Annotated in this window: 34 protein-coding genes; 32 read left to right on the top strand and 2 right to left on the bottom strand. The window is 63.6% G+C overall.

Annotated features, from left to right (window positions below):
* Window positions 1-4: 4 nt before the first annotated feature.
* The 32 genes from RS901_RS04920 to dsbD all read left to right on the top strand — a co-directional run bounded on the left by RS901_RS04920 (window position 5) and on the right by dsbD (window position 18,868).
* Window positions 5-1,246 (top strand): styrene monooxygenase/indole monooxygenase family protein, encoded by a 1,242-nt coding sequence (locus tag RS901_RS04920; protein WP_316151762.1) that lies wholly within the window; start codon window positions 5-7, stop codon window positions 1,244-1,246.
* A 1-nt stretch (window position 1,247) separates the two neighbouring features.
* Window positions 1,248-1,748, top strand: a complete 501-nt coding sequence (locus tag RS901_RS04915; RefSeq protein ID WP_316151761.1) for a flavin reductase family protein — start codon at window positions 1,248-1,250, stop codon at window positions 1,746-1,748.
* Between the two features lie 298 nt (window positions 1,749-2,046).
* Window positions 2,047-2,697 (top strand): 50S ribosomal protein L3, encoded by a 651-nt coding sequence (gene rplC / locus RS901_RS04910; RefSeq protein ID WP_013958246.1) that lies wholly within the window; start codon window positions 2,047-2,049, stop codon window positions 2,695-2,697.
* A gap of 12 nt (window positions 2,698-2,709) precedes the next feature.
* Window positions 2,710-3,330 carry a 50S ribosomal protein L4 gene (rplD, locus tag RS901_RS04905; RefSeq protein WP_010812396.1) on the top strand — a complete coding sequence of 207 codons (621 nt, stop codon included), beginning with the start codon at window positions 2,710-2,712 and terminating at the stop codon, window positions 3,328-3,330.
* Window positions 3,327-3,641 (top strand): 50S ribosomal protein L23, encoded by a 315-nt coding sequence (rplW, locus tag RS901_RS04900; RefSeq protein ID WP_006576245.1) that lies wholly within the window; start codon window positions 3,327-3,329, stop codon window positions 3,639-3,641. The genes rplD and rplW overlap by 4 nt, the downstream gene beginning before the upstream one ends.
* Before the next feature lie 2 nt (window positions 3,642-3,643).
* Window positions 3,644-4,474 carry a 50S ribosomal protein L2 gene (gene rplB, locus RS901_RS04895; protein ID WP_316151760.1) on the top strand — a complete coding sequence of 277 codons (831 nt, stop codon included), beginning with the start codon at window positions 3,644-3,646 and terminating at the stop codon, window positions 4,472-4,474.
* A 22-nt stretch (window positions 4,475-4,496) separates the two neighbouring features.
* Window positions 4,497-4,772: a 30S ribosomal protein S19 gene (gene rpsS, locus RS901_RS04890; RefSeq protein WP_010812394.1), complete on the top strand. Its 276-nt coding sequence runs from the start codon at window positions 4,497-4,499 to the stop codon at window positions 4,770-4,772.
* Window positions 4,773-4,781: 9 nt separating this feature from the next.
* Window positions 4,782-5,111, top strand: coding sequence for a 50S ribosomal protein L22 (gene rplV / locus RS901_RS04885; RefSeq protein ID WP_013958244.1), 330 nt, complete (start codon window positions 4,782-4,784; stop codon window positions 5,109-5,111).
* A 9-nt stretch (window positions 5,112-5,120) separates the two neighbouring features.
* Window positions 5,121-5,921, top strand: a complete 801-nt coding sequence (rpsC, locus tag RS901_RS04880) for a 30S ribosomal protein S3 (RefSeq protein WP_013958243.1) — start codon at window positions 5,121-5,123, stop codon at window positions 5,919-5,921.
* Window positions 5,922-5,923: 2 nt separating this feature from the next.
* Window positions 5,924-6,340: a 50S ribosomal protein L16 gene (gene rplP, locus RS901_RS04875; RefSeq protein WP_013958242.1), complete on the top strand. Its 417-nt coding sequence runs from the start codon at window positions 5,924-5,926 to the stop codon at window positions 6,338-6,340.
* Between the two features lie 11 nt (window positions 6,341-6,351).
* Window positions 6,352-6,546, top strand: a complete 195-nt coding sequence (rpmC, locus tag RS901_RS04870; protein WP_010812390.1) for a 50S ribosomal protein L29 — start codon at window positions 6,352-6,354, stop codon at window positions 6,544-6,546.
* Complete coding sequence (rpsQ, locus tag RS901_RS04865) at window positions 6,543-6,821, top strand: 30S ribosomal protein S17 (RefSeq protein ID WP_010812389.1); 279 nt, start codon at window positions 6,543-6,545, stop codon at window positions 6,819-6,821. Before rpmC ends, rpsQ begins: the two co-directional genes overlap by 4 nt.
* A gap of 279 nt (window positions 6,822-7,100) precedes the next feature.
* The gene (gene rplN / locus RS901_RS04860; RefSeq protein ID WP_010812388.1) at window positions 7,101-7,469 is read left to right on the top strand and encodes a 50S ribosomal protein L14; all 369 of its coding nucleotides are present in this window, start codon (window positions 7,101-7,103) and stop codon (window positions 7,467-7,469) included.
* Window positions 7,470-7,478: 9 nt separating this feature from the next.
* Window positions 7,479-7,787, top strand: a complete 309-nt coding sequence (gene rplX, locus RS901_RS04855) for a 50S ribosomal protein L24 (RefSeq protein WP_010812387.1) — start codon at window positions 7,479-7,481, stop codon at window positions 7,785-7,787.
* A 25-nt stretch (window positions 7,788-7,812) separates the two neighbouring features.
* On the top strand, window positions 7,813-8,355 hold the full coding sequence (rplE, locus tag RS901_RS04850) for a 50S ribosomal protein L5 (protein WP_010812386.1): 543 nt from the start codon (window positions 7,813-7,815) through the stop codon (window positions 8,353-8,355).
* Between the two features lie 9 nt (window positions 8,356-8,364).
* Window positions 8,365-8,670 (top strand): 30S ribosomal protein S14, encoded by a 306-nt coding sequence (gene rpsN / locus RS901_RS04845; RefSeq protein WP_010812385.1) that lies wholly within the window; start codon window positions 8,365-8,367, stop codon window positions 8,668-8,670.
* Between the two features lie 27 nt (window positions 8,671-8,697).
* The gene (rpsH, locus tag RS901_RS04840) at window positions 8,698-9,093 is read left to right on the top strand and encodes a 30S ribosomal protein S8 (RefSeq protein WP_010812384.1); all 396 of its coding nucleotides are present in this window, start codon (window positions 8,698-8,700) and stop codon (window positions 9,091-9,093) included.
* Between the two features lie 10 nt (window positions 9,094-9,103).
* Window positions 9,104-9,637 carry a 50S ribosomal protein L6 gene (gene rplF, locus RS901_RS04835; protein WP_010812383.1) on the top strand — a complete coding sequence of 178 codons (534 nt, stop codon included), beginning with the start codon at window positions 9,104-9,106 and terminating at the stop codon, window positions 9,635-9,637.
* Window positions 9,638-9,648: 11 nt separating this feature from the next.
* On the top strand, window positions 9,649-10,005 hold the full coding sequence (gene rplR, locus RS901_RS04830; RefSeq protein WP_010812382.1) for a 50S ribosomal protein L18: 357 nt from the start codon (window positions 9,649-9,651) through the stop codon (window positions 10,003-10,005).
* A 21-nt stretch (window positions 10,006-10,026) separates the two neighbouring features.
* Window positions 10,027-10,545: a 30S ribosomal protein S5 gene (rpsE, locus tag RS901_RS04825; protein ID WP_006160449.1), complete on the top strand. Its 519-nt coding sequence runs from the start codon at window positions 10,027-10,029 to the stop codon at window positions 10,543-10,545.
* Window positions 10,546-10,555: 10 nt separating this feature from the next.
* The gene (gene rpmD / locus RS901_RS04820; protein ID WP_010812381.1) at window positions 10,556-10,738 is read left to right on the top strand and encodes a 50S ribosomal protein L30; all 183 of its coding nucleotides are present in this window, start codon (window positions 10,556-10,558) and stop codon (window positions 10,736-10,738) included.
* A 22-nt stretch (window positions 10,739-10,760) separates the two neighbouring features.
* Window positions 10,761-11,195 (top strand): 50S ribosomal protein L15, encoded by a 435-nt coding sequence (gene rplO / locus RS901_RS04815; RefSeq protein WP_010812380.1) that lies wholly within the window; start codon window positions 10,761-10,763, stop codon window positions 11,193-11,195.
* 43 nt (window positions 11,196-11,238) lie between these two features.
* A complete protein-coding gene (gene secY, locus RS901_RS04810) occupies window positions 11,239-12,582 on the top strand; it encodes a preprotein translocase subunit SecY (RefSeq protein ID WP_114132189.1) in 1,344 nt (447 codons plus the stop codon).
* A gap of 23 nt (window positions 12,583-12,605) precedes the next feature.
* Entirely contained in the window at window positions 12,606-12,824 is a 219-nt protein-coding gene (infA, locus tag RS901_RS04805; RefSeq protein WP_010812378.1) for a translation initiation factor IF-1, read from the top strand.
* Between the two features lie 30 nt (window positions 12,825-12,854).
* The gene (gene rpmJ, locus RS901_RS04800; protein ID WP_008642959.1) at window positions 12,855-12,971 is read left to right on the top strand and encodes a 50S ribosomal protein L36; all 117 of its coding nucleotides are present in this window, start codon (window positions 12,855-12,857) and stop codon (window positions 12,969-12,971) included.
* A gap of 19 nt (window positions 12,972-12,990) precedes the next feature.
* Window positions 12,991-13,356, top strand: a complete 366-nt coding sequence (rpsM, locus tag RS901_RS04795; protein ID WP_010812377.1) for a 30S ribosomal protein S13 — start codon at window positions 12,991-12,993, stop codon at window positions 13,354-13,356.
* A gap of 24 nt (window positions 13,357-13,380) precedes the next feature.
* Window positions 13,381-13,779 (top strand): 30S ribosomal protein S11, encoded by a 399-nt coding sequence (gene rpsK / locus RS901_RS04790; RefSeq protein WP_010812376.1) that lies wholly within the window; start codon window positions 13,381-13,383, stop codon window positions 13,777-13,779.
* A gap of 302 nt (window positions 13,780-14,081) precedes the next feature.
* Complete coding sequence (rpsD, locus tag RS901_RS04785; RefSeq protein ID WP_013958240.1) at window positions 14,082-14,705, top strand: 30S ribosomal protein S4; 624 nt, start codon at window positions 14,082-14,084, stop codon at window positions 14,703-14,705.
* A 167-nt stretch (window positions 14,706-14,872) separates the two neighbouring features.
* On the top strand, window positions 14,873-15,853 hold the full coding sequence (locus RS901_RS04780; RefSeq protein ID WP_010812374.1) for a DNA-directed RNA polymerase subunit alpha: 981 nt from the start codon (window positions 14,873-14,875) through the stop codon (window positions 15,851-15,853).
* A gap of 136 nt (window positions 15,854-15,989) precedes the next feature.
* A complete protein-coding gene (gene rplQ / locus RS901_RS04775) occupies window positions 15,990-16,385 on the top strand; it encodes a 50S ribosomal protein L17 (protein ID WP_010812373.1) in 396 nt (131 codons plus the stop codon).
* 119 nt (window positions 16,386-16,504) lie between these two features.
* Window positions 16,505-16,888, top strand: a complete 384-nt coding sequence (cutA, locus tag RS901_RS04770) for a divalent-cation tolerance protein CutA (protein WP_316151740.1) — start codon at window positions 16,505-16,507, stop codon at window positions 16,886-16,888.
* A 72-nt stretch (window positions 16,889-16,960) separates the two neighbouring features.
* Window positions 16,961-18,868, top strand: a complete 1,908-nt coding sequence (gene dsbD, locus RS901_RS04765) for a protein-disulfide reductase DsbD (protein ID WP_316151739.1) — start codon at window positions 16,961-16,963, stop codon at window positions 18,866-18,868.
* A gap of 24 nt (window positions 18,869-18,892) precedes the next feature.
* Here dsbD and RS901_RS04760 read toward each other — a convergent pair whose 3' ends face one another.
* A complete protein-coding gene (locus RS901_RS04760) occupies window positions 18,893-20,107 on the bottom strand; it encodes a magnesium transporter CorA family protein (protein ID WP_316151738.1) in 1,215 nt (404 codons plus the stop codon).
* A gap of 22 nt (window positions 20,108-20,129) precedes the next feature.
* Window positions 20,130-21,122, bottom strand: a complete 993-nt coding sequence (hemB, locus tag RS901_RS04755; protein WP_316151737.1) for a porphobilinogen synthase — start codon at window positions 21,120-21,122, stop codon at window positions 20,130-20,132.
* Window positions 21,123-21,130 lie beyond the last annotated feature (8 nt).

The raw sequence follows: 21,130 nt of genomic DNA, 5'->3' as shown, positions 1-21,130 counted from the left end.
AATCATGAGCCAACGCATCGCCATCGTCGGAGCCGGCCAGTCGGGCCTGCAAATGACCCTCGGGCTGCAAGCCAACGGCTACCGGGTCACGCTGGTGTCCAACCGGACACCCGAGCAGATCCGCGGCGGCAAAGTCATGTCCAGCCAGTGCATGTTCGACCGCGCGCTACAGGCCGAGCGCGAGCTCGGGCTGAACTGGTGGGACGATGCCTGCCCTCCGGTGGAGGGCATCGGCCTGGCCGTGCCGCATCCCGAGCGGGCCGGTGCCCGCGCGATCGACTGGGCCGCGCCGCTGGACCGCCCGGCGCAGGCGGTGGACCAGCGCCTGAAGATGCCGGCGTGGATGGAGGCCTTCGTTGCACGAGGCGGCGACCTGCGCATCGTCGATGTCGGCCTGGACGAGCTGGAGGACCTGACCCGCGAGCATGACCTCGTGCTGCTGGCCGCCGGCAAGGGCGAGATCGTCAGCCGCTTCGAGCGCGATGCTTCCCGCAGCCCCTTCGACAAGCCGCAGCGCGCGCTGGCGCTGACCTATGTGAACGGCATGGAGCCGCGCACGCCGTTCTCGCGGGTTTGCTTCAACCTGATCCCGGGCGTGGGCGAGTACTTCGTCTTCCCCGCGCTGACGCTGTCCGGGCCGTGCGAGATCATGGTGTTCGAAGGCATCCCGGGCGGCCCGATGGACCGCTGGGCCGAAGCGCGCACGCCGGCGCAGCACCTGGCCGAAAGCCTGCGCATCCTGCAGACCTATCTGCCATGGGAAGCCGAGCGCTGCGAGCGGGTCCAGCTGACCGACGACAACGGCATCCTTGCCGGGCGCTTCGCGCCAACGGTGCGCAAGCCAGTGCTGACACTGCCGTCCGGACGGCTGGTGTTCGGCATGGCCGATGCCGTGGTGGTCAACGACCCGATCACGGGGCAGGGCTCGAACAACGCCGCCAAATGCTGCAAGGTCTATCTCGATGCGATCCTGGCTCGCGGCGACCAGTCCTTCGACCAGGCCTGGATGGAGCGCACCTTTGACCAGTACTGGCAGTACGCGGGCGACGTGGTGGCGTGGACCAACTCGCTGCTGACCCCGCCGCCGCCGCATATCCTGGCGCTGCTGGGCGCAGCGGGCCAGGCGCCGGCACTGGCCGCGCGCATCGCCAACGGCTTCGACAATCCGCCGGACTACTTCCCGTGGTGGCTGGATCCACAGGCCTGCCACCAACTGATCAACCAGTACGTCGCCGAGGCCGCCTGACATGCGCGCCGCCACGCCTGCCACTTCCGTCCCCGATCCCCGCGAACTGCGCCGGGTTTGCGGTCGCTATGCCACCGGCGTGGCCGTCATCGGCGCCTGCGGGGCGCAGGGCCGGCCCGTCGGCCTGACCGTGAACTCGTTTGCCTCGCTTTCGCTGGCGCCGCCGCTGATCCTGTGGAGCCTGGCGATGCACTCGCCGAATGCGGGTCTGTTTTTACCCGGCGCGCCATTCGGTGTCAGTATCCTGCGCGCGGGCCATGGCGAACTGGCGCGCCGCTTCGCGACCCCGGCGGCGGACAAGTTCGCGGGCGTCGCCCACCGGCGCTGCGATCGCGGCGTGCCCTACCCGGACGAGGCCCTGGCGACGCTGGCGTGCCGCGTGGAGCGGGCCGACCCGGTGGGCGATCACCTGCTGATCGTCGGCGCCGTCGAGGCGTTCGACGCAGGGGAGGGCGAACCGCTGGTATTCTATGGCGGCGATTTTGTGCGCATCGCCGCCTGAGCAAACGTCTCTGCGTGCGCCTCACAGCGCTTTATCCACCCGCCGTCGCCTCCACACCACACCTCAAGCCACGCAAGCGCCACTGCTGCGGCACGCCTGCCTACAACCCCGCAGGCGAATCCGCAATTCATATTGCCCTTTCCAAACCGCTGCGATATAGTGTAAGGCTACCCGTTTCCTCGGGTAGTGGGCTGGCCACTTTGGCCGCGCGCAGTCTTCTTTAGCGCAGGTCCACAGCAAACACAGTTTTCGTGTATCAATCAGCCCCGGCCAATCGCAGCTGGGAATGGAGCAAACCATGAGCCTTGGCCTTGTAGGTCGCAAGGTTGGCATGACCCGTATTTTCACGGACGACGGTGATTCGATTCCCGTTACCGTGGTCGAGGTCGGCGACAACCGCGTGACGCAAATCAAGACGGACGAGACCGACGGTTATACCGCGGTTCAAGTCACCTTCGGCGCACGACGCGCAAGCCGCGTTACCAAGCCGCTGGCGGGTCATCTCGCCAAAGCCGGCGTGGAAGCCGGCGAAATCATCCGCGAATTCCGTATCGATGCAGCCAAGGCTGCCGAACTGCAAGCTGGCGGTTCGCTGTCGGTCGACCTGTTCGAAGTCGGTCAGAAGATCGACGTGCAGGGCGTGTCGATCGGTAAGGGCTACGCCGGTACCATCAAGCGCTATCACTTCGCCTCCGGCCGTGCCACCCACGGTAACTCGCGCTCGCACAACGTGCCGGGCTCGATCGGTATGGCGCAGGATCCGGGCCGCGTGTTCCCGGGCAAGCGCATGACCGGTCACCTGGGCGATGTTACCCGCACCGTGCAGAACCTGGAAATCGCCAAGATCGACGCAGAGCGCAAGCTGCTGCTGGTCAAGGGTGCCATTCCCGGCTCCAAGGGCGGCAAGGTCATCGTCACCCCGGCCGTCAAGGCCAAAGCCAAAGCTTAAGGAGCGCATGTAATGGAACTCAAGCTCCTCCAGGACAATGGCCAGATCGGCGCGGGCGTTGATGCTTCGCCCGAAGTGTTCGGCCGTGACTACAACGAAGCCCTCGTTCACCAGATCGTCGTCGCTTACCAGGCCAACGCTCGCAGCGGTAACCGTAAGCAGAAGGATCGTGAAGAGGTCAAGCACACGACCAAGAAGCCGTGGCGCCAGAAGGGTACGGGCCGTGCTCGTGCCGGTATGTCTTCCTCGCCGCTGTGGCGCGGGGGCGGCCGTATCTTCCCGAATTCGCCGGAAGAGAACTTCACCCAGAAGGTCAACAAGAAGATGTTCCGTGCCGGCATGCGCTCGATTTACTCGCAGCTCGCACGTGAAGGCCGTATCAATGTGGTGGACGGTTTCACTGTCGACGCGCCCAAGACCAAGCTCTTGGCCGACAAGTTCAAGGCCATGGGCCTGGACTCGGTGCTGATCATCACCGACAGCCTCGACGAAAACCTCTACCTGGCTTCGCGCAACCTGCCGCACGTGGCAGTCGTGGAGCCGCGCCAGGCTGATCCGCTGTCGCTCGTGCACTACAAGAAGGTGCTGGTGACCAAGGCGGCCGTCGCGCAGATCGAGGAGTTGCTGAAATGACGCAAGTAGCCAAGAACGATCATCGTTTGATGCAGGTGCTGCTCGCGCCGGTGGTTTCCGAAAAGGCAACCCTGGTCGCCGACAAGAATGAACAAGTCGTGTTCGAAGTGGCCCGCGATGCCAACAAGGCAGAAGTGAAGGCCGCCGTCGAACTGCTGTTCAAGGTCGAGGTGCAGTCCGTTCAGATCCTGAACCAGAAGGGCAAGCAGAAGCGTTTTGGCCGTTTCATGGGGCGTCGCAACCACGTGAAGAAGGCCTACGTTTCGCTGAAGCCGGGTCAGGAAATCAATTTTGAAGCGGAGGCCAAGTAATCATGGCACTCGTCAAGACCAAGCCGACTTCCCCGGGTCGTCGCTCGATGGTGAAGGTGGTCAACAAGGACCTTCACAAGGGCGCCCCGCACGCTCCGCTGCTGGAAAAGCAATTCCAGAAGTCGGGCCGTAACAATAATGGTCATATCACCACCCGCCACAAGGGCGGTGGTCATAAGCACCACTACCGCGTGGTCGACTTCAAGCGCAACGACAAGGACGGCATCCCCGCCAAGGTCGAGCGCCTGGAACACGATCCGAACCGCAGCGCCAATATCGCGCTGGTGCTGTTCGCCGACGGCGAGCGCCGCTACATCATCGCCACCAAGGGCATGGTTGCCGGCCAGCCGCTGATGAACGGCTCGGAAGCGCCGATCAAGGCCGGTAACAACCTGCCGATCCGCAACATTCCGGTCGGTACCACGATCAACAACGTGGAAATGCTGCCAGGCAAGGGTTCGCAGATCGCACGTGCCGCCGGCGGTTCCGCCGTGCTGCTGGCTCGTGAAGGCCTGTACGCCCAGGTTCGCCTGCGCTCCGGTGAAGTGCGCCGCGTGCACATCGAGTGCCGCGCCACCATCGGTGAAGTGGGCAACGAAGAGCACAGCCTGCGCGTCATCGGCAAGGCCGGTGCCACCCGCTGGCGCGGTATCCGCCCGACGGTGCGTGGTGTCGTGATGAACCCGGTGGATCACCCGCACGGTGGTGGTGAAGGCAAGACCGCCGCTGGTCGCGATCCGGTTTCGCCGTGGGGTACCCCGGCCAAGGGTTACCGTACCCGCAGCAACAAGCGCACGGACAGCATGATCGTCCAGAAGCGCCACAAGCGTTAATCGGTAGGTAGGAGCTAAAGATATGACTCGTTCCGCTAAAAAGGGTCCGTTCTGCGACGCCCACCTGCTGAAGAAGGTGGAAGTCGCCTCGAGCGGCAAGGACAAGAAGCCCATCAAGACTTGGTCGCGTCGCTCGACCATTCTGCCGGAGTTCATTGGCCTGACGATCGCCGTGCACAACGGCCGTCAACACGTGCCGGTGTACGTTACGGAAAACATGGTTGGCCACAAGCTCGGTGAATTTGCGATTACCCGCACGTTCAAGGGCCACGCGGCTGACAAGAAAGCGAAGAGGTAAGGTGCCATCATGGAAGTGAAAGCGATTCATCGCGGTGCCCGCATCTCCGCCCAGAAGACGCGCCTGGTCGCTGACCAGATCCGTGGTCTGCCGATCGAGCGCGCGCTCAATGTCCTGCAGTTCAGCCCGAAAAAGGCTGCCGGGATCGTGAAGAAGGTGGTCGAATCGGCCATCGCCAACGCTGAGCACAACGAAGGCGCCGACATCGACGAACTGAAGGTCAAATCGATCTTCGTCGACAAGGCAACCTCGCTCAAGCGCTTCACCGCACGGGCGAAGGGCCGCGGCAACCGCATCGAGAAACAAACCTGTCACATCACTGTGACGCTCGGCAACTAAGGAGTCACGATGGGACAGAAGATTCATCCGACTGGCTTCCGCCTGGCTGTCAGCCGTAACTGGGCTTCGCGCTGGTACGCCAGCAACACGAAGTTCGCCGGCATGCTGAAGGAAGACATCGAAGTTCGAGACTTCCTGAAGAAGAAGCTGAAGAACGCATCGGTTGGCCGCGTCGTGATCGAGCGCCCCGCCCGCAATGCACGCATCACCATTTACAGCTCGCGTCCGGGCGTGGTGATCGGCAAGAAGGGTGAGGACATCGAACTGCTCAAGGCTGAACTGCAGCGTCGCATGGGCGTGCCCGTGCACGTGAACATCGAGGAAATCCGCAAGCCGGAAACCGATGCTCAGCTGATCGCCGACTCGATCACCCAGCAGCTCGAGCGCCGCATCATGTTCCGCCGCGCCATGAAGCGCGCGATGCAGAACGCGATGCGCCTGGGTGCCCAGGGTATCAAGATCATGAGCGCCGGCCGTCTGAACGGTATCGAAATCGCACGTACCGAGTGGTACCGCGAAGGCCGTGTGCCCCTGCACACCCTGCGCGCCGACATCGACTACGGCTTCTCCGAAGCAGAAACCACCTACGGCATCATCGGTGTCAAGGTGTGGGTCTACAAGGGTGATCACCTCGGCCGCAACGACGCGCCGGTGGTGGAAGAGCCGCAAGACGACCGTCGTCGTCGCCCGGGTCGTCCGGAAGGCCGCCGCCGTGAAGGCGAAGGCCGCCCGGGTGGCAACCGTCGCGGTGGCGCCGGTGCAGGTGCCGGTCGCCGCGGTGCGCCTGGCGATGCGAAGAGTGGAGAATAACGATGCTGCAACCTAAGCGCAGAAAATACCGCAAGGAGCAGAAGGGCCGCAACACGGGTAAGGCTACTCGTGGTAACGCCGTGTCTTTCGGCGAATTCGGCCTGAAGGCCATGGGCCGTGGCCGCCTGACGGCTCGTCAGATCGAGTCGGCACGTCGTGCGATGACCCGCCACATCAAGCGTGGCGGCCGCATCTGGATCCGGATTTTCCCGGACAAGCCGATCTCGAAGAAGCCTGCCGAAGTCCGTATGGGTAACGGTAAGGGCAATCCGGAGTACTACGTGGCTGAAATCCAGCCGGGTAAGATGCTGTACGAAATGGACGGCGTGACCGAAGACCTGGCGCGTGAGGCGTTCCGCCTCGCAGCCGCCAAGCTGCCGATCGCCACCAATTTCGTGGTGCGCCAGGTCGGGACGTAAGGAGAGCAGGGATGAAAGCATCCGAACTTCGCGGCAAGGACGCCGCCGGGCTGAACCAGGAGCTCTCCGAGCTGCTGAAGGCCCAATTTAGCCTGCGCATGCAAAAGGCGACCCAACAGCTGCAGAACACCAGCCAGCTGAAGAAGGTTCGCAAGGACATCGCGCGTGTGCAAACCGTGCTGACTCAAAAGGCAAACGCGAAATGACTGAAGCTGCACAAACGGAAAAGTCGCTTCGCCGTACCCTGGTCGGCCGTGTCGTGAGCGACAAGATGGACAAGACCGTTACGGTCTTGGTGGAAAACCGCGTCAAGCATCCTCTGTACGGCAAGTACGTGCTGCGTTCGAAGAAGTACCACGCACACGACGAAGCCAACCAGTACAAGGAAGGCGACAAGGTCGAGATCCAGGAAGGCCGTCCGCTGTCGCGGACCAAGTCCTGGGTGGTTTCCCGGCTGGTAGAGGCTGCACGCGTCATCTAAGAACAACACGTTCTTAGCTTGACTTGCAAGTCCAGGATTATGTAGCTATAATCCTGGACTTCCGCTTTGTTGCGTTCGCCTTTGTAGTACCACCCGGGCGGGCCTGTGGAGCGAGCCAGGGCCGAGCGGCCTCAGCAAGTTGTTGAGATCGCCTGGTTCCTACCGACTTCAAAGTTGATCAACCCATACGGAGCTGGCGCAATGCCGGAGCCGACGGGACCAAGACTGACCGATGGGCGCTTTTTGCACCTGACGGATTAAGTTGGGAAGACAAACACCATGATTCAGACAGAAAGCCGGCTCGAAGTAGCCGATAACACTGGTGCGCGCGAAGTGCTGTGCATCAAGGTGCTGGGTGGCTCCAAGCGCCGCTACGCAAGCGTTGGCGACATCATCAAGGTGACCGTCAAGGACGCAGCGCCGCGCGGTCGCGTGAAGAAGGGCGACATCTACAACGCCGTCGTCGTGCGTACCGCCAAGGGCGTGCGCCGCGCTGACGGTTCGCTGATCAAGTTCGACGGCAACGCCGCCGTCCTGCTGAACAACAAGCTCGAGCCGATCGGCACCCGTATCTTCGGGCCGGTGACTCGTGAACTCCGTACCGAGCGCTTCATGAAGATCGTGTCGCTCGCTCCGGAAGTGCTGTAAGGAGCCGCCATGAACAAGATTCGCAAAGGCGACGAAGTCATTGTGCTGACCGGCAAGGACAAGGGCAAGCGCGGTACCGTGCAGGCCGTCCTGGGCGACAAGGTTGCGGTGCAAGGCGTGAATATCGCCAAGAAGCATGCCCGCCCGAACCCGATGCTGGGCACTACCGGTGGTGTGGTCGACAAGGTCATGCCCCTCCATATTTCCAACGTTGCGCTCGTGGATGCCAATGGCAAGCCGTCGCGCGTCGGCATCAAGGTGGAAGACGGCAAGCGCGTGCGCGTGCTGAAGACCACCGGCGCCGTCGTGGCAGCTTGATTCTGGGCACGTATAGGAGTTGAGCATGGCAGCACGTCTGCAAGAGTTTTACAAAGAACAGGTTGTGCCGAAGCTGATCGAACAGTTCGGCTACAAGTCGGTCATGGAAGTGCCGCGCATCACCAAGATCACCCTGAACATGGGTCTTGGCGAAGCCATCAATGACAAGAAGATCATTGAGAACGCCGTGGGCGACCTGACCAAGATCGCCGGTCAGAAGCCGGTCGTGACGAAGGCCAAGAAGGCTATCGCCGGCTTCAAGATCCGCCAGGGCTACCCCATCGGTGCGATGGTGACCCTGCGCGGCGAGCGCATGTTCGAATTCCTCGATCGTTTCGTTACCGTGGCCCTGCCGCGCGTGCGTGACTTCCGTGGTGTGTCGGGCCGGTCGTTCGACGGTCGTGGCAACTACAACATCGGTGTGAAAGAGCAGATCATTTTCCCCGAAATCGAGTACGACAAGATCGACGCACTGCGTGGTCTGAACATCAGCATCACGACGACGGCAAAGAACGACGAGGAAGCCAAGGCACTCCTCGGTGCGTTCAAGTTCCCGTTCCGCAATTAAGGGGTAACCGTGGCTAAACTGGCTCTGATTGAACGTGAGAAGAAGCGCGCCAAGCTGGTGGCGAAGTATGCCGCCAAGCGCGCCAACCTCAAGGCCATTATCGACGACCAAGAGAAGTCGGAAGAAGAGCGTTACAGCGCGCGTCTCGAGCTGCAACAGCTCCCGCGCAACGCGAACCCGACTCGCCAGCGTAACCGCTGCGCGATCACCGGTCGTCCCCGCGGTACCTTCCGCAAGTTTGGCCTGGCGCGTAACAAGATCCGCGAAATCGCCTTCAAGGGCGAAATCCCGGGTCTGACGAAAGCCAGCTGGTAATTACGCACAGGCTACAGGAGAAACAGTATGAGCATGAGCGATCCTATCGCCGATATGCTGACGCGCATCCGCAACGCCCAGGGCGTGCAGAAAGCGTCGGTTGTCATGCCGTCGTCGAAGCTGAAAGTGGCAATCGCCAAGGTCCTGAAGGACGAAGGCTACATCGACGACTACGCCGTCCAGGAAGATGGCGGCAAGGCACAACTGAGCATCGGTCTCAAGTACTACGCCGGCCGTCCGGTCATCGAGCGCATTGAGCGCGTCTCGAAGCCCGGCCTGCGCGTGTACAAGGGCCGCAGCGACATCCCCCAAGTGATGAACGGCCTGGGTGTGGCGATCATTTCGACCCCGCAGGGTCTGATGACCGACCGCAAGGCTCGCGCCACTGGCGTGGGCGGCGAAGTTCTCTGCTACGTCGCTTAAGGAGAGAACCATGTCCCGTGTAGGTAAGGCTCCCATCGCGCTCCCCAAGGGCGCGGAAGTGAACGTGGCGGCTGGCGTGCTCTCCGTAAAGGGCCCGCTCGGCACGCTGTCGCAGCCGATTCACAGCCTGGTCAAGGTCAATGTCGAAAACGACACGCTGACCTTCAGCCCGGCTGACGAATCGCGTGAAGCAAATGCTCTGCAGGGCACCATGCGTGCTCTGGTGGCCAACATGGTCAAGGGCGTAACCACCGGTTTCGAGCGCAAGCTGAACCTCGTCGGCGTGGGCTATCGTGCCCAGCTGCAAGGCGCTGCGCTGAAGCTCCAGCTTGGTTTCTCGCACGACGTGATCCATGAGATGCCGGAAGGCGTGAAGGCGGAAACGCCGACGCAGACCGAGATCATCATCAAGGGTGCGGACAAGCAGAAAGTCGGTCAGGTTGCCGCGGAAGTCCGCGCGTACCGCCCGCCTGAGCCCTACAAGGGCAAGGGTGTGCGTTACTCGGACGAGCGCGTCATCCTGAAGGAAACCAAGAAGAAGTAAGGGGTGCAATGATGAACAAGAAAGACGCTCGTTTGCGCCGTGCACGTCAGACCCGCGCCAAGATCGCGGAGATGAAAGTCAATCGTCTGACCGTGTTCCGTACGAATTCGCATATTTACGCCCAGGTTTTCTCGGAGTGCGGCACCAAGGTGCTGGCTTCCGCGTCGACCGCCGAGGTGGAAGTGCGCAAGGAACTGGATGGCAAGGGCGCTACCGCCGCTGCCGCCACCGTGGTTGGCAAGCGCATCGCCGAGAAGGCGAAGGCTGCCGGCGTGGAAACCGTCGCGTTCGATCGCGCCGGCTTCCGTTTCCATGGCCGCGTTAAGGCCCTGGCAGACGCCGCCCGCGAAGCCGGCCTGAAGTTCTAAGCGCATAGAGAGAGATACGTCATGGCAAAGATGCAAGCAAAAGTCCAACAGGACGAACGCGACGACGGCCTCCGCGAGAAGATGATCTCGGTCAACCGTGTCACCAAGGTGGTGAAGGGTGGCCGGATTCTCGGTTTCGCTGCGCTGACCGTGGTTGGTGACGGCGATGGCCGCATCGGCATGGGCAAGGGCAAGGCTAAGGAAGTGCCGGTTGCTGTTCAGAAGGCAATGGACGAAGCCCGTCGCAAGATGGTCAAGGTCTCGCTGAAGAACGGCACGCTGCAACACGAAGTCGTTGGCAAGCACGGCGCCGCCAAGGTGCTGATGATGCCCGCCAAGGAAGGTACCGGCGTGATCGCCGGCGGCCCGATGCGCGCGATCTTCGAAGTGATGGGCGTCACCAACGTGGTGACCAAGTCGCACGGCTCCACCAACCCGTACAACATGGTTCGCGCCACGCTGGACGGCCTTCAGAAGATGAGCACGCCGGGCGAAATCGCCGCCAAGCGTGGCAAGTCGGTCGAAGACATCCTGGGTTAAGGTGAACGCAATGTCGCAGAAAACCGTAAAAGTGCAACTCGTGCGAAGCCTGATCGGCACGCGCGAGGATCATCGCGCCACTGTTCGTGGCCTGGGCCTGCGCCGCATCAACTCGGTGTCGGAGCTGCAGGACACGCCCGCTGTGCGCGGCATGATCAACAAGGTCTCGTACCTGGTCAAGGTTCTGGCCTGATACCGGGAACTCGGAGAGCAAGATGCAACTGAACAACCTGAAACCGGCCGCCGGTTCGAAGCACGCCAAGCGTCGCGTCGGCCGCGGTATCGGCTCCGGCCTGGGCAAGACTGCCGGTCGCGGCCACAAGGGTCAGAAGTCGCGTTCGGGCGGCTTCCACAAGGTGGGCTTCGAAGGCGGTCAAATGCCGCTGTATCGTCGTCTGCCGAAGCGCGGCTTCACCTCGCTGACCAAGGCGTTCAACGCCGAGGTCACGCTGCGTGACATCGAGCGCCTGGAAGCGGCCGAAGTCGACCTGCTGGTCCTGAAGCAAGCTGGCCTGGTGGGCGAGCTGGTCAAGAGCGCCAAGGTCATCAAGGCTGGCGAACTGACCCGCAAGGTGACGATCAAGGGTCTGGGCGCCACCGCTGGCGCCAAGGCCGCGATCGAAGCCGCCGGCGGCCAGATCGCAGCCTGACAGGCATTTATCGCAGCATAGGCAGTCATAGTCGGAGCATCGTTTGGCCACGGCGAAACCCAATGCAAGCGCGCAAGCCAGGAACACGGCGAAGTACGGCGATCTCAAGCGCCGGCTGATGTTCCTGGTGCTGGCCCTGATCGTGTACCGCATCGGCGCTCATATTCCGGTGCCCGGTATCGATCCGGAGCAGCTTGCGAAGCTTTTCCAGAGTCAGTCGGGTGGCATCCTCGGGATGTTCAACCTGTTCTCGGGCGGGGCGCTGTCGCGCTTTACCGTCTTCGCGCTCGGCATCATGCCGTACATCTCGGCGTCGATCATCATGCAGTTGCTGACGATCGTGCTGCCGCAGCTGGAAGCGCTGAAGAAGGAAGGGCAGGCAGGGCAACGCAAGATCACGCAGTACACGCGCTACGGCACGGTGGTCCTGGCCACGTTCCAGGCGTTGTCGATTGCGGTGGCGCTGGAGTCGCAGCCTGGGCTGGTGCTCGATCCGGGCCTGATGTTCCGGGCCACGGCAGTGATTACGCTGGTGACCGGCACGATGTTCCTGATGTGGCTGGGTGAGCAGATCACCGAGCGTGGTCTGGGCAACGGCATCTCGATCATCATCTTTGGCGGTATCGCGGCGGGCCTGCCCAACGCGATCGGCGGACTGTTCGAACTGGTCCGCACGGGTTCCATGAGCATCATCGCGGCGATCTTCATCGTGGCGATCGTGATCGGTGTAACCTTCGCCGTTGTGTTTGTCGAGCGGGGCCAGCGCAAGATCCTGGTGAACTATGCCAAGCGTCAGGTCGGCAACAAGGTGTACGGCGGTCAGTCGTCGCACCTGCCGCTGAAGCTGAACATGGCAGGGGTGATTCCGCCGATCTTCGCATCGTCGATCATCCTGTTCCCGGCGACGATCGCGGGCTGGTTCACGTCTGACTCGAGAGGTGCGGTTGGCGGGTTCATCAAGGACCTGGCTGCCACGCTGTCGCCGGGCCAGCCGGTCTACATCCTGCTGTACGCTGCTGCGATTGTATTTTTCTGCTTCTTCTACACGGCCCTGGTTTACAACAGCCGTGAAGTGGCAGACAACCTGAAGAAAAGCGGTGCCTTCATTCCGGGCATTCGTCCGGGCGAGCAGACGACGCGCTATATCGACAAGATTCTGGTGCGCCTGACGCTGGCTGGTGCGGTCTATATCACACTGGTCTGCCTGTTGCCGGAATTCCTGGTGCTGCGGTGGAACGTTCCGTTCTACTTTGGCGGAACCTCGCTGCTGATCATCGTGGTCGTCACGATGGACTTCATGGCTCAGGTTCAGTCTTACGTGATGTCGCAGCAATATGAGTCGCTGCTGAAGAAGGCGAATTTCAAGGGCAATCTGACCTTGCGCTGACTTCGGATCGGTACAGGCTAGGTATGGCAAAAGACGACGTCATCCAGATGCAGGGGGAGGTCCTGGAAAACCTTCCCAATGCGACGTTCCGGGTCAAGCTGGAGAATGGCCACGTAGTACTGGGCCATATCTCCGGCAAGATGCGAATGAACTACATCCGGATTCTTCCGGGTGACAAGGTGACGGTCGAGCTGACCCCATATGATCTGTCGCGCGCACGAATCGTCTTCCGGACGAAGTGAGCGAACAGGAATTGAAGGAAGAGGAAAATTATGAAAGTGCTGGCTTCTGTTAAGCGCATTTGCCGCAACTGCAAAATCATCAAGCGCAACGGTGTCGTGCGCGTGATCTGCTCGTCGGATCCCCGCCACAAGCAACGCCAAGGCTAATCGGAAAGAGGATTGACGAATGGCACGTATCGCAGGGGTTAACATCCCGAACCACAAGCACACCGAAATCGGCCTGACGGCAATTTATGGTGTCGGCCGCTCGCGCGCTCGCAAGATTTGCGAGGCCACCGGTGTACCGTTTGACAAGAAGGTCAAGGATCTGACCGACGCCGACCTGGAAAAGCTTCGTGACGAAGTGGGCAAGGTCACGGTCGAGGGTGACCTGCGTCGTGAAACCACGATGAACATCAAGCGTCTGATGGACCTTGGTTGCTATCGTGGCATGCGTCACCGCAAGGGCCTGCCCATGCGCGGCCAGCGTACCCGGACCAATGCCCGCACCCGCAAGGGTCCGCGCAAGGCCGGCGTGGCTCTGAAGAAGTAAAGCCGAAGGCAGAGGAAGAAACTAATGGCAAAAGGTCCGAATAACGCCGCTCGCGCGCGTAAAAAGGTCAAGAAGAACGTTGCCGACGGCATTGCGCACGTCCACGCCTCGTTCAACAACACCATCATCACGATCACCGACCGCCAGGGCAACGCCTTGTCGTGGGCGACCGCCGGTGGCCAGGGCTTCAAGGGTTCGCGCAAGTCGACCCCGTTCGCTGCCCAGGTTGCTGCCGAGAACGCCGGCCGCGTGGCGCAAGACCAGGGCATCAAGAACCTGGAAGTGCGCATCAAGGGCCCGGGCCCGGGTCGTGAATCGGCTGTCCGCGCGCTGAACGCGCTGGGCATCAAGATCGCGATCATCGAAGACGTCACGCCGATTCCGCACAACGGCTGCCGTCCGCCGAAGCGCCGCCGCATCTGAGCGTTGGTGTGTCCGGGTCCGGTGGGTTTACCTGCCGGTTCCGGATATGGTAATATCGCGCGCTGACCTGCTGCATTTTAATGCGGCAGGTTTTCGTTTTGCGTCGGGGGAATGTCTCTTACGGCACATTTCCATGCCGGCGCACTGAAAATGCTTGCAGCGTCGTTCCCGGCAACGGGACGCGCTTAATAAGCCCACCGTCCGTCACGGTCTCCCGGGTGCAGAAATGCACTGCGGAAGCACTGCGTTGGCGGACTCGCGGCGCGTCTTGAAGGCGTCGCGATCGATCAAAGGAAGACAACGTGGCACGTTATACCGGCCCGAAGGCCAAACTTTCCCGCCGTGAAGGCACCGACCTGTTCCTGAAGAGCGCCCGCCGCTCGCTCGCCGACAAGTGCAAGCTGGACAGCAAGCCCGGCCAGCACGGCCGCACCTCGGGTGCCCGCACCTCCGACTACGGCAACCAGCTGCGTGAAAAGCAGAAGGTCAAGCGCATCTACGGTGTGCTCGAGCGCCAGTTCCGCCGCTACTTCGCCGAAGCCGACCGCCGCAAGGGCAACACCGGCGAAAACCTGCTGCAACTGCTGGAATCGCGCCTGGACAACGTCGTGTACCGCATGGGCTTTGGCTCGACCCGCGCTGAAGCGCGCCAGCTGGTGTCGCACAAGGCGATCCTGGTGAACGGTCAGACCCTGAACGTGCCGTCGGCCCAGATCAAGTCTGGCGACGTCGTCACCATCCGCGAACAGTCGAAGAAGCAAGTCCGTATCGCTGAATCGCTGTCGCTGGCCGAGCAGTCGGGCTTCCCGACCTGGGTGGCGGTGGATTCGAAGAAGTTCGAAGGCACCTTCAAGCAAGTACCGGATCGCGCCGATATCTCGGGCGACATCAACGAAAGCCTGATCGTCGAACTTTACTCGCGTTAATCACGCGAGCGGAACGGCCCAGAGCTTGCGTTCGCCGCAAAGCTTCCCTTTCAGCCCGACGCGCTGTATGCGCGGTCGGGCTTCGCCCATCTCGCGATGGGATTTTCAGGTTCCAAACGTCAGCCTTATCGGTGTAACGAGCCGAGGGTATTGAAAAGGACAACCTAATGCAAACAGCACTCCTCAAGCCAAAAATCATCGCCGTCGAGCCTCTGGGCGACCATCACGCCAAAGTCGTGATGGAGCCGTTCGAGCGCGGCTACGGCCATACGCTCGGTAACGCCCTGCGTCGCGTGCTGCTGTCGTCGATGGTCGGCTATGCACCGACCGAAGTCACGATCGCTGGGGTGGTCCACGAGTATTCCACCATCGACGGCGTGCAGGAAGATGTCGTCAACCTGCTGCTCAACCTGAAGGGCGTGGTGTTCAAGCTGCACAACCGCGACGAAGTCACGGTATCGCTGCGCAAGGATGGCGAAGGCGTGGTCACGGCTGCCGATATCGAGCTGCCGCATGACGTCGAGATCATTAACCCGAACCACGTGATCGCCCATCTGTCCGCCGGCGGTAAGCTGGACATGCAGATCAAGGTCGAGCAAGGCCGCGGCTATGTGCCGGGCAACGTGCGCAAGTTCGGCGACGAGTCGGGCAAGGTCATCGGCCGCATCGTGCTGGACGCTTCGTTCTCGCCGGTGCGCCGCGTGTCGTACGCTGTGGAATCCGCTCGCGTGGAACAGCGTACCGACCTGGACAAGCTGGTGATGAACATCGAAACCGACGGCGTGATCTCGCCCGAGGAAGCGATCCGCCAGTCGGCCCGCATCCTGGTCGACCAGCTGTCCGTGTTCGCCGCGCTGGAAGGCACCGAGTCGGCGGCTGAAGCCGCTTCGAGCCGCACGCCGCAGATCGATCCGATCCTGCTGCGCCCGGTCGACGACCTGGAGCTGACGGTGCGTTCGGCCAACTGCCTGAAGGCCGAAAACATCTACTACATCGGCGACCTGATCCAGCGTACCGAGAACGAACTGCTCAAGACCCCGAACCTGGGTCGCAAGTCGCTCAACGAGATCAAGGAAGTCCTCGCCTCGCGTGGCCTGACCCTCGGCATGAAGCTCGAGAACTGGCCGCCCGCAGGTCTGGAGAAGTAATTGTGGTGCGGGACACTTGTCCCGCACCGCGGTAACCGCCCTGGCTTCGGCCCGGGGCTCGTATGACTACCGGCCCGCGTCCAGTCGCATCGGACGATAGAAGAGCTGGTCAAACACTTAACTGAAAGGAATCATCATGCGTCACCGTCATGGTCTGCGGAAACTGAACCGCACCTCGTCGCACCGTCTCGCGATGCTGCGCAACATGTCCAACTCGCTGTTCCAGCACGAGCTGATCAAGACCACCGTGCCCAAGGCCAAGGAACTGCGCAAGGTTGTCGAGCCGCTGATCACGCTGGCCAAGAAGGACACCGTTGCCAACCGCCGCCTGGCTTTCGCCCGCCTGCGCGACCGCGACATGGTCACCAAGCTGTTCACCGAACTGGGCCCGCGCTACGCCACCCGTCCGGGCGGCTACACCCGCATCCTGAAGTTCGGTTTCCGTCAGGGCGACAATGCGCCGATGGCGCTGGTCGAACTGGTGGATCGTCCGGAAATCACCGAAGCCCCGGCCGAAGAAGCCGCGGAATAAGGTAGTTTCCCGCCCGCCGCTGCGGCGACGGGTCCGGGCACACCGCTTACAATCGAGCCAGGCTTCTGCCTGGCTCTTTTGTTTTGGGCCGCCGCCGTGCCTGCCGCGAGGAGATGTCGATGCAAAGCCATGCCAGCCAGCCGGATGCCGGCGCCCCGGGCGATCCGGCCGAGGTGATCGTCGTGATCACCAATACCCCCGATGCCGAGACCGCGGCGCACCTGTCGCAGGTAGTGCTGCAGGCGCGGGCCGCCGCCTGCGTGAACCGCCTGGCGCCGGTCGAGTCCGAGTACTGGTGGCAGGGCAAGCTGGAGCGCGCGCAGGAGTGGCCGCTGCTGATCAAGACCACGCGTGCACGCTACCCTGCGCTGGAGGCCGTGATCCGGCAACATCACCCCTACGACGTCCCGGAGCTCATCGCCTGGCCGGTGACGGCTGGCTACGCGCCGTACCTGGCCTGGGTCCGCAGCGAGACCGAGTCCGCCGCAGCGCCGGCAAAGTAGGGGCAACGGCGCCCGCAGCGCAGCAGCAGGTACGCAGGTAACTCCAGTTCAAGACAGACAGGAAACAGCGACATGAACATCGGTTTGGCACTTCCGGAGCGCGCGCGCGGGCAGGCCTGGGCGCGGCATATTGCCGCAGCGCTGCTGGCGGCATTGGCCTGGGTGTGCCTGGCGGGCGGCGCGCATGCCGCCACGGAAGACGACTTCCTGCCGCCGGAGCAGGCCTTCCGCTTTGCCGCGCGCCAGCTTGACGACAAGACTGTCGAGGTACGCTTCGAGGTTGCGCCCGGCTACTACATGTACCGCGAGCGCTTCGCCTTCGCCGCGCAGCCCGCCGACGTGAAGCTGGGGACGCCGGCGTATCCGCACGGCAAGGTCAAGTTCGACGAGACTTTCGGCAAGGAGATGGAGACCTACCGCGACAGCGTGGTCATCCGCGTGCCGGTGGACGCGGCGCCCGCCGACGGCAAGTGGTCGCTGACGGTCACTTCGCAGGGCTGCGCCGACAAGGGCCTGTGCTATCCGCCGATGGAGAGCGTGTACAAGGTCGGCGGCAGCGGGCTGGCCGACCTGTTCGGCAAGCGCGGGCGCTCGGACGCGCCCGCGGCGACGCTGGCACCGGAGCCGGCCACGCCTGGCGCGGCGGCGGTGCTGCGTGCCGACGACAGCGACCGCATCGCCGGGGCGCTGGCGAGCCGCAACCTGGCCCTGATCGCCGCGCTGTTCTTCGGCCTGGGCCTGCTGCTGACGTTCACCCCCTGCGTGCTGCCGATGGTGCCTATCCTGTCCTCGATCGTGGTGGGCGAGCACGTCACGCGCGGCCGTGCGCTGGTGGTGTCGCTGGCCTACGTGCTGGGCATGGCGGTGGTGTACACCGCGGTCGGCGTGGCTGCCGGGCTGCTGGGCGAGGGCCTGTCGGCCGCGCTGCAGACACCGTGGGTGCTGGGCCTGTTCGCGGCGCTGATGGTGGCGCTGGCGCTGTCGATGTTCGGGCTGTACGAACTGCAACTGCCGCAGCGCTGGCAGACCCGCCTGACCGAATCGTCGAACCGCCGCCAGGGCGGCCAGTTGGCAGGTGCGGCGGCGATGGGCGCGATCTCGGCGCTGATCGTCGGGCCCTGCGTCACCGCGCCTCTGGCCGGGGCGCTGGCCTATATCGCGCAATCCCGCGATGCCGTGATCGGCGGCGCGGCGCTGTTTGCCATGGCGCTCGGCATGGGTGTGCCGCTGGTGCTGGTGGGCGTGGGCGCGGGCAACCTGCTGCCGCGCGCCGGGCGCTGGATGGAGGTCACCAAGCGCTTCTTCGGCTTTCTGCTGCTGGGCGTGGCGCTGTGGATGCTGGGGCCGGTGCTGCCGGCCTGGGCCTCGATGCTGGCGCTGGCGGCGCTGCTGCTGGTGGCGGCGGTGTTCCTGGGCGCCTTTGACGGCCTGGGTCCGGATCCGCGCAACCTGGCGCGGGTGGGCAAGGGCGTGGGCGTTCTGTTTGCGATCGCAGCGGCGATCGTGCTGATCGGCGTGGCCTCGGGCGGGCGCGATCCGCTGCAGCCGTTGTCGCACCTGAGCGTGGCACGCGGTGGCGCAGAAGCCTCTTCTGGCGCGCAGACGGTGCGCTTCGAGCGCGTGCGCAGCGTGGCCGAGCTCGATGCCCGCGTGGCGCAGGCCGCGGCCGCAGGCAAGCCGGTGCTGCTGGATTTCTACGCCGACTGGTGCGTCAGCTGCAAGGAAATGGAGCACATGACTTTCGTCGATCCGCGCGTGCGCGCGCGGCTGTCGGAGATCGTGCTGCTGCAGGCGGACGTGACCGCCAACAATGCCGACGACAAGGCGCTGCTCAAGCGCTTCGGCCTGTTCGGGCCGCCCGGCATCATCCTGTTCGGGGCCGACGGGCGCGAGCGCCCGGTGCGCGTGATCGGCTACCAGTCGGCCAACCGCTTCCTGGAAAGCCTGGAGCGGGCCTTCGGCACGCGTACCAGTACCTGAGGCGTACCTGGCGCTGCGCTGCGGTTACCGTTCCAGCCGCCGCCCCAGCGCCCACAGCGCGGCCAGCCCCAGCGCCACGGCGCCCATCAGGCCGATCGACCACCAGAACCCGTCCGGCTCGCGCAGCCAGGGCATGCGGTCGAAGTTCATGCCGAAGACGCCGGTGATCAGCGTCAGCGGCATGAACAGCGCCGTGATCAGCGTCAGCGTGCGCATGGTGCGGTTGGTCCGATGCGCCACCGCCGAGAAGTGGATCTGCACCGCCGACTCGATCGAATCCTCCAGCCGCCTGGCATGCGCCAGCACGCGCTGAATATGCTCCATCACGTCGTTGATGCGCACCAGCAGCACCTCGTCGCGCCCCGGCGCATTGGCCGCGCCGCCGGGCTGGTCGCTGCTGTAGCGGTTGTCGAGCAGGCTGTCGCGGAATTCCTGCAGCGCGTCGCGTTGCTCTTCGCTCAGGTGTTCCAGCTTGCGCAGCTGGATGCGGGCATCCAGCAGTCCCTCCCAGCTTGAGAAGCTGCGGCGCGAGTTGAGCAGCGCGCGCTGCCAGCGGTCGAGCTGGCGCGTCAGCGGCGCGCGCAGTTCCAGGTAGCGGTCGACCATCGCATTGAGCAGGCGCAGCATCAGGTCCTCGGGCCGGCTGGGCGGGCGCACGCCATGCAGCAACGCCTGCCCGTTGCCGCGCACGGGCGTGGCCTGCGGGCGCGGTGCCTGGCACAGCTCCAGCAGGCGCTGGCGCACCTGGTCGATGGTGCGCGATTGCCCCGAGCGCACCGTGACCAGCACCGTGTCGAACATGAAGAACGTGACCGGCTGTGTGTCGATCCTGGCCAGTGCCGGGAGGAAGCCGGGCGGATAGCGCTTCTGGCGGGCCGAGGTCTCGGCAGCGGGTGGCTTCGCCGTGCCGGCCGCGGGATCCTGCGGCTCGGCCTCGGCGACGGCGCGGCTGGTCTCGAAGGTCAGCTTGCGGAAGATCACCATGTCGTACGCATTGGTCGTATCGAAATACGACGGATGCGCGGCATTGGTGGCGTCGGTCAAGTGCAGGTCCAGGATCGGCGCGCCGGCAAGCTGGCGCACGCTCTCGCGCCAGGCATCCGGCGCGGCGGTGACTTCCTCGGTGGAAAAGTCCGCCCAGACGAAGAGCGCGGCGGCATTGCCGTTGAGGAAGTTGCCCGCCTCGGTGAGTGAGGCGAGCGGGTGTACCTGGCTGGCCGAGAAGCCTAGCAGTTCCATAGGCGCTCTGTCCGTTGGCCGCTCAGGCCGTCAGCAGCCGCGCGGCATCGCGCGCGAAATAGGTCAGGATGCCGTCGGCGCCGGCGCGGCGGAAGGCCAGCAGCGATTCCATCATCACCTTGTCGTGGTCCAGCCAGCCGTTCTGCGCGGCGGCCTTGAGCATCGCGTATTCGCCGCTGACCTGGTAGACGTAGGTGGGAAAGCGGAACTCGTCCTTCACGCGGCGCACGATGTCCAGGTACGGCATGCCGGGCTTAACCATCACCATGTCGGCGCCTTCCAGGATGTCCTGCGCCACTTCGCGCAGGGCTTCGTCGGTATTGGCCGGATCCATCTGGTAGGTCATCTTGTTGCCCTTGCCCAGGTTGGCGGCCGAGCCCACCGCGTCGCGGAAGGGGCCGTAGAACGCCGACGCATACTTGGCCGAGTACGCCATGATGCGTGTATGGATATGGCCGTTGTCTTCCAGCGCCGTGCGCACCGCGCCGATGCGGCCATCCATCATGTCGGACGGGGCCACGATGTCGACACCCGCTTCGGCCTGTGCCAGTGCCTGGCGCACCAGGATCTCGACGGTCACATCGTTGATGACGTAGCCGTTGTCGTCCAGCACACCGTCCTGGCCGTGGCTGGTGTAAGGGTCGAGCGCCACGTCGCAGAGCACGCCGAGCTCGGGGAAGCAGTCCTTGAGCGCGCGCACGGCACGCGGCACCAGGCCCTCGGGGTTGGTGGCCTCGATGCCGTCCGGCGTCTTCAGCGACGGGTCAATCACCGGGAACAGCGCGATCACGGGGATGCCCAGCTTGACGCAGTCTTCGGCCACCGGCATCAGCAGGTCGACCGACACGCGCTCGACGCCCGGCATCGACGCCACCGCCTGGCGCTGGTTCTGGCCGTCGAGGATGAAGACGGGGTAGATCAGGTTGTCGGGAGACAGGCGATGCTCGCGCATCATGCGGCGGGAGAAATCATCGCGGCGCATGCGGCGCGGGCGGTATTCGGGGAAGGTGGACATGGCGGGCT

It is taken from the genome of Cupriavidus sp. BIC8F (genome assembly GCF_032465815.1).
GTDB lineage: Bacteria > Pseudomonadota > Gammaproteobacteria > Burkholderiales > Burkholderiaceae > Cupriavidus > Cupriavidus necator.
Note: the sequence above shows the minus strand (reverse complement) of the source record. Positions and strands in the feature narration are given on the sequence as shown.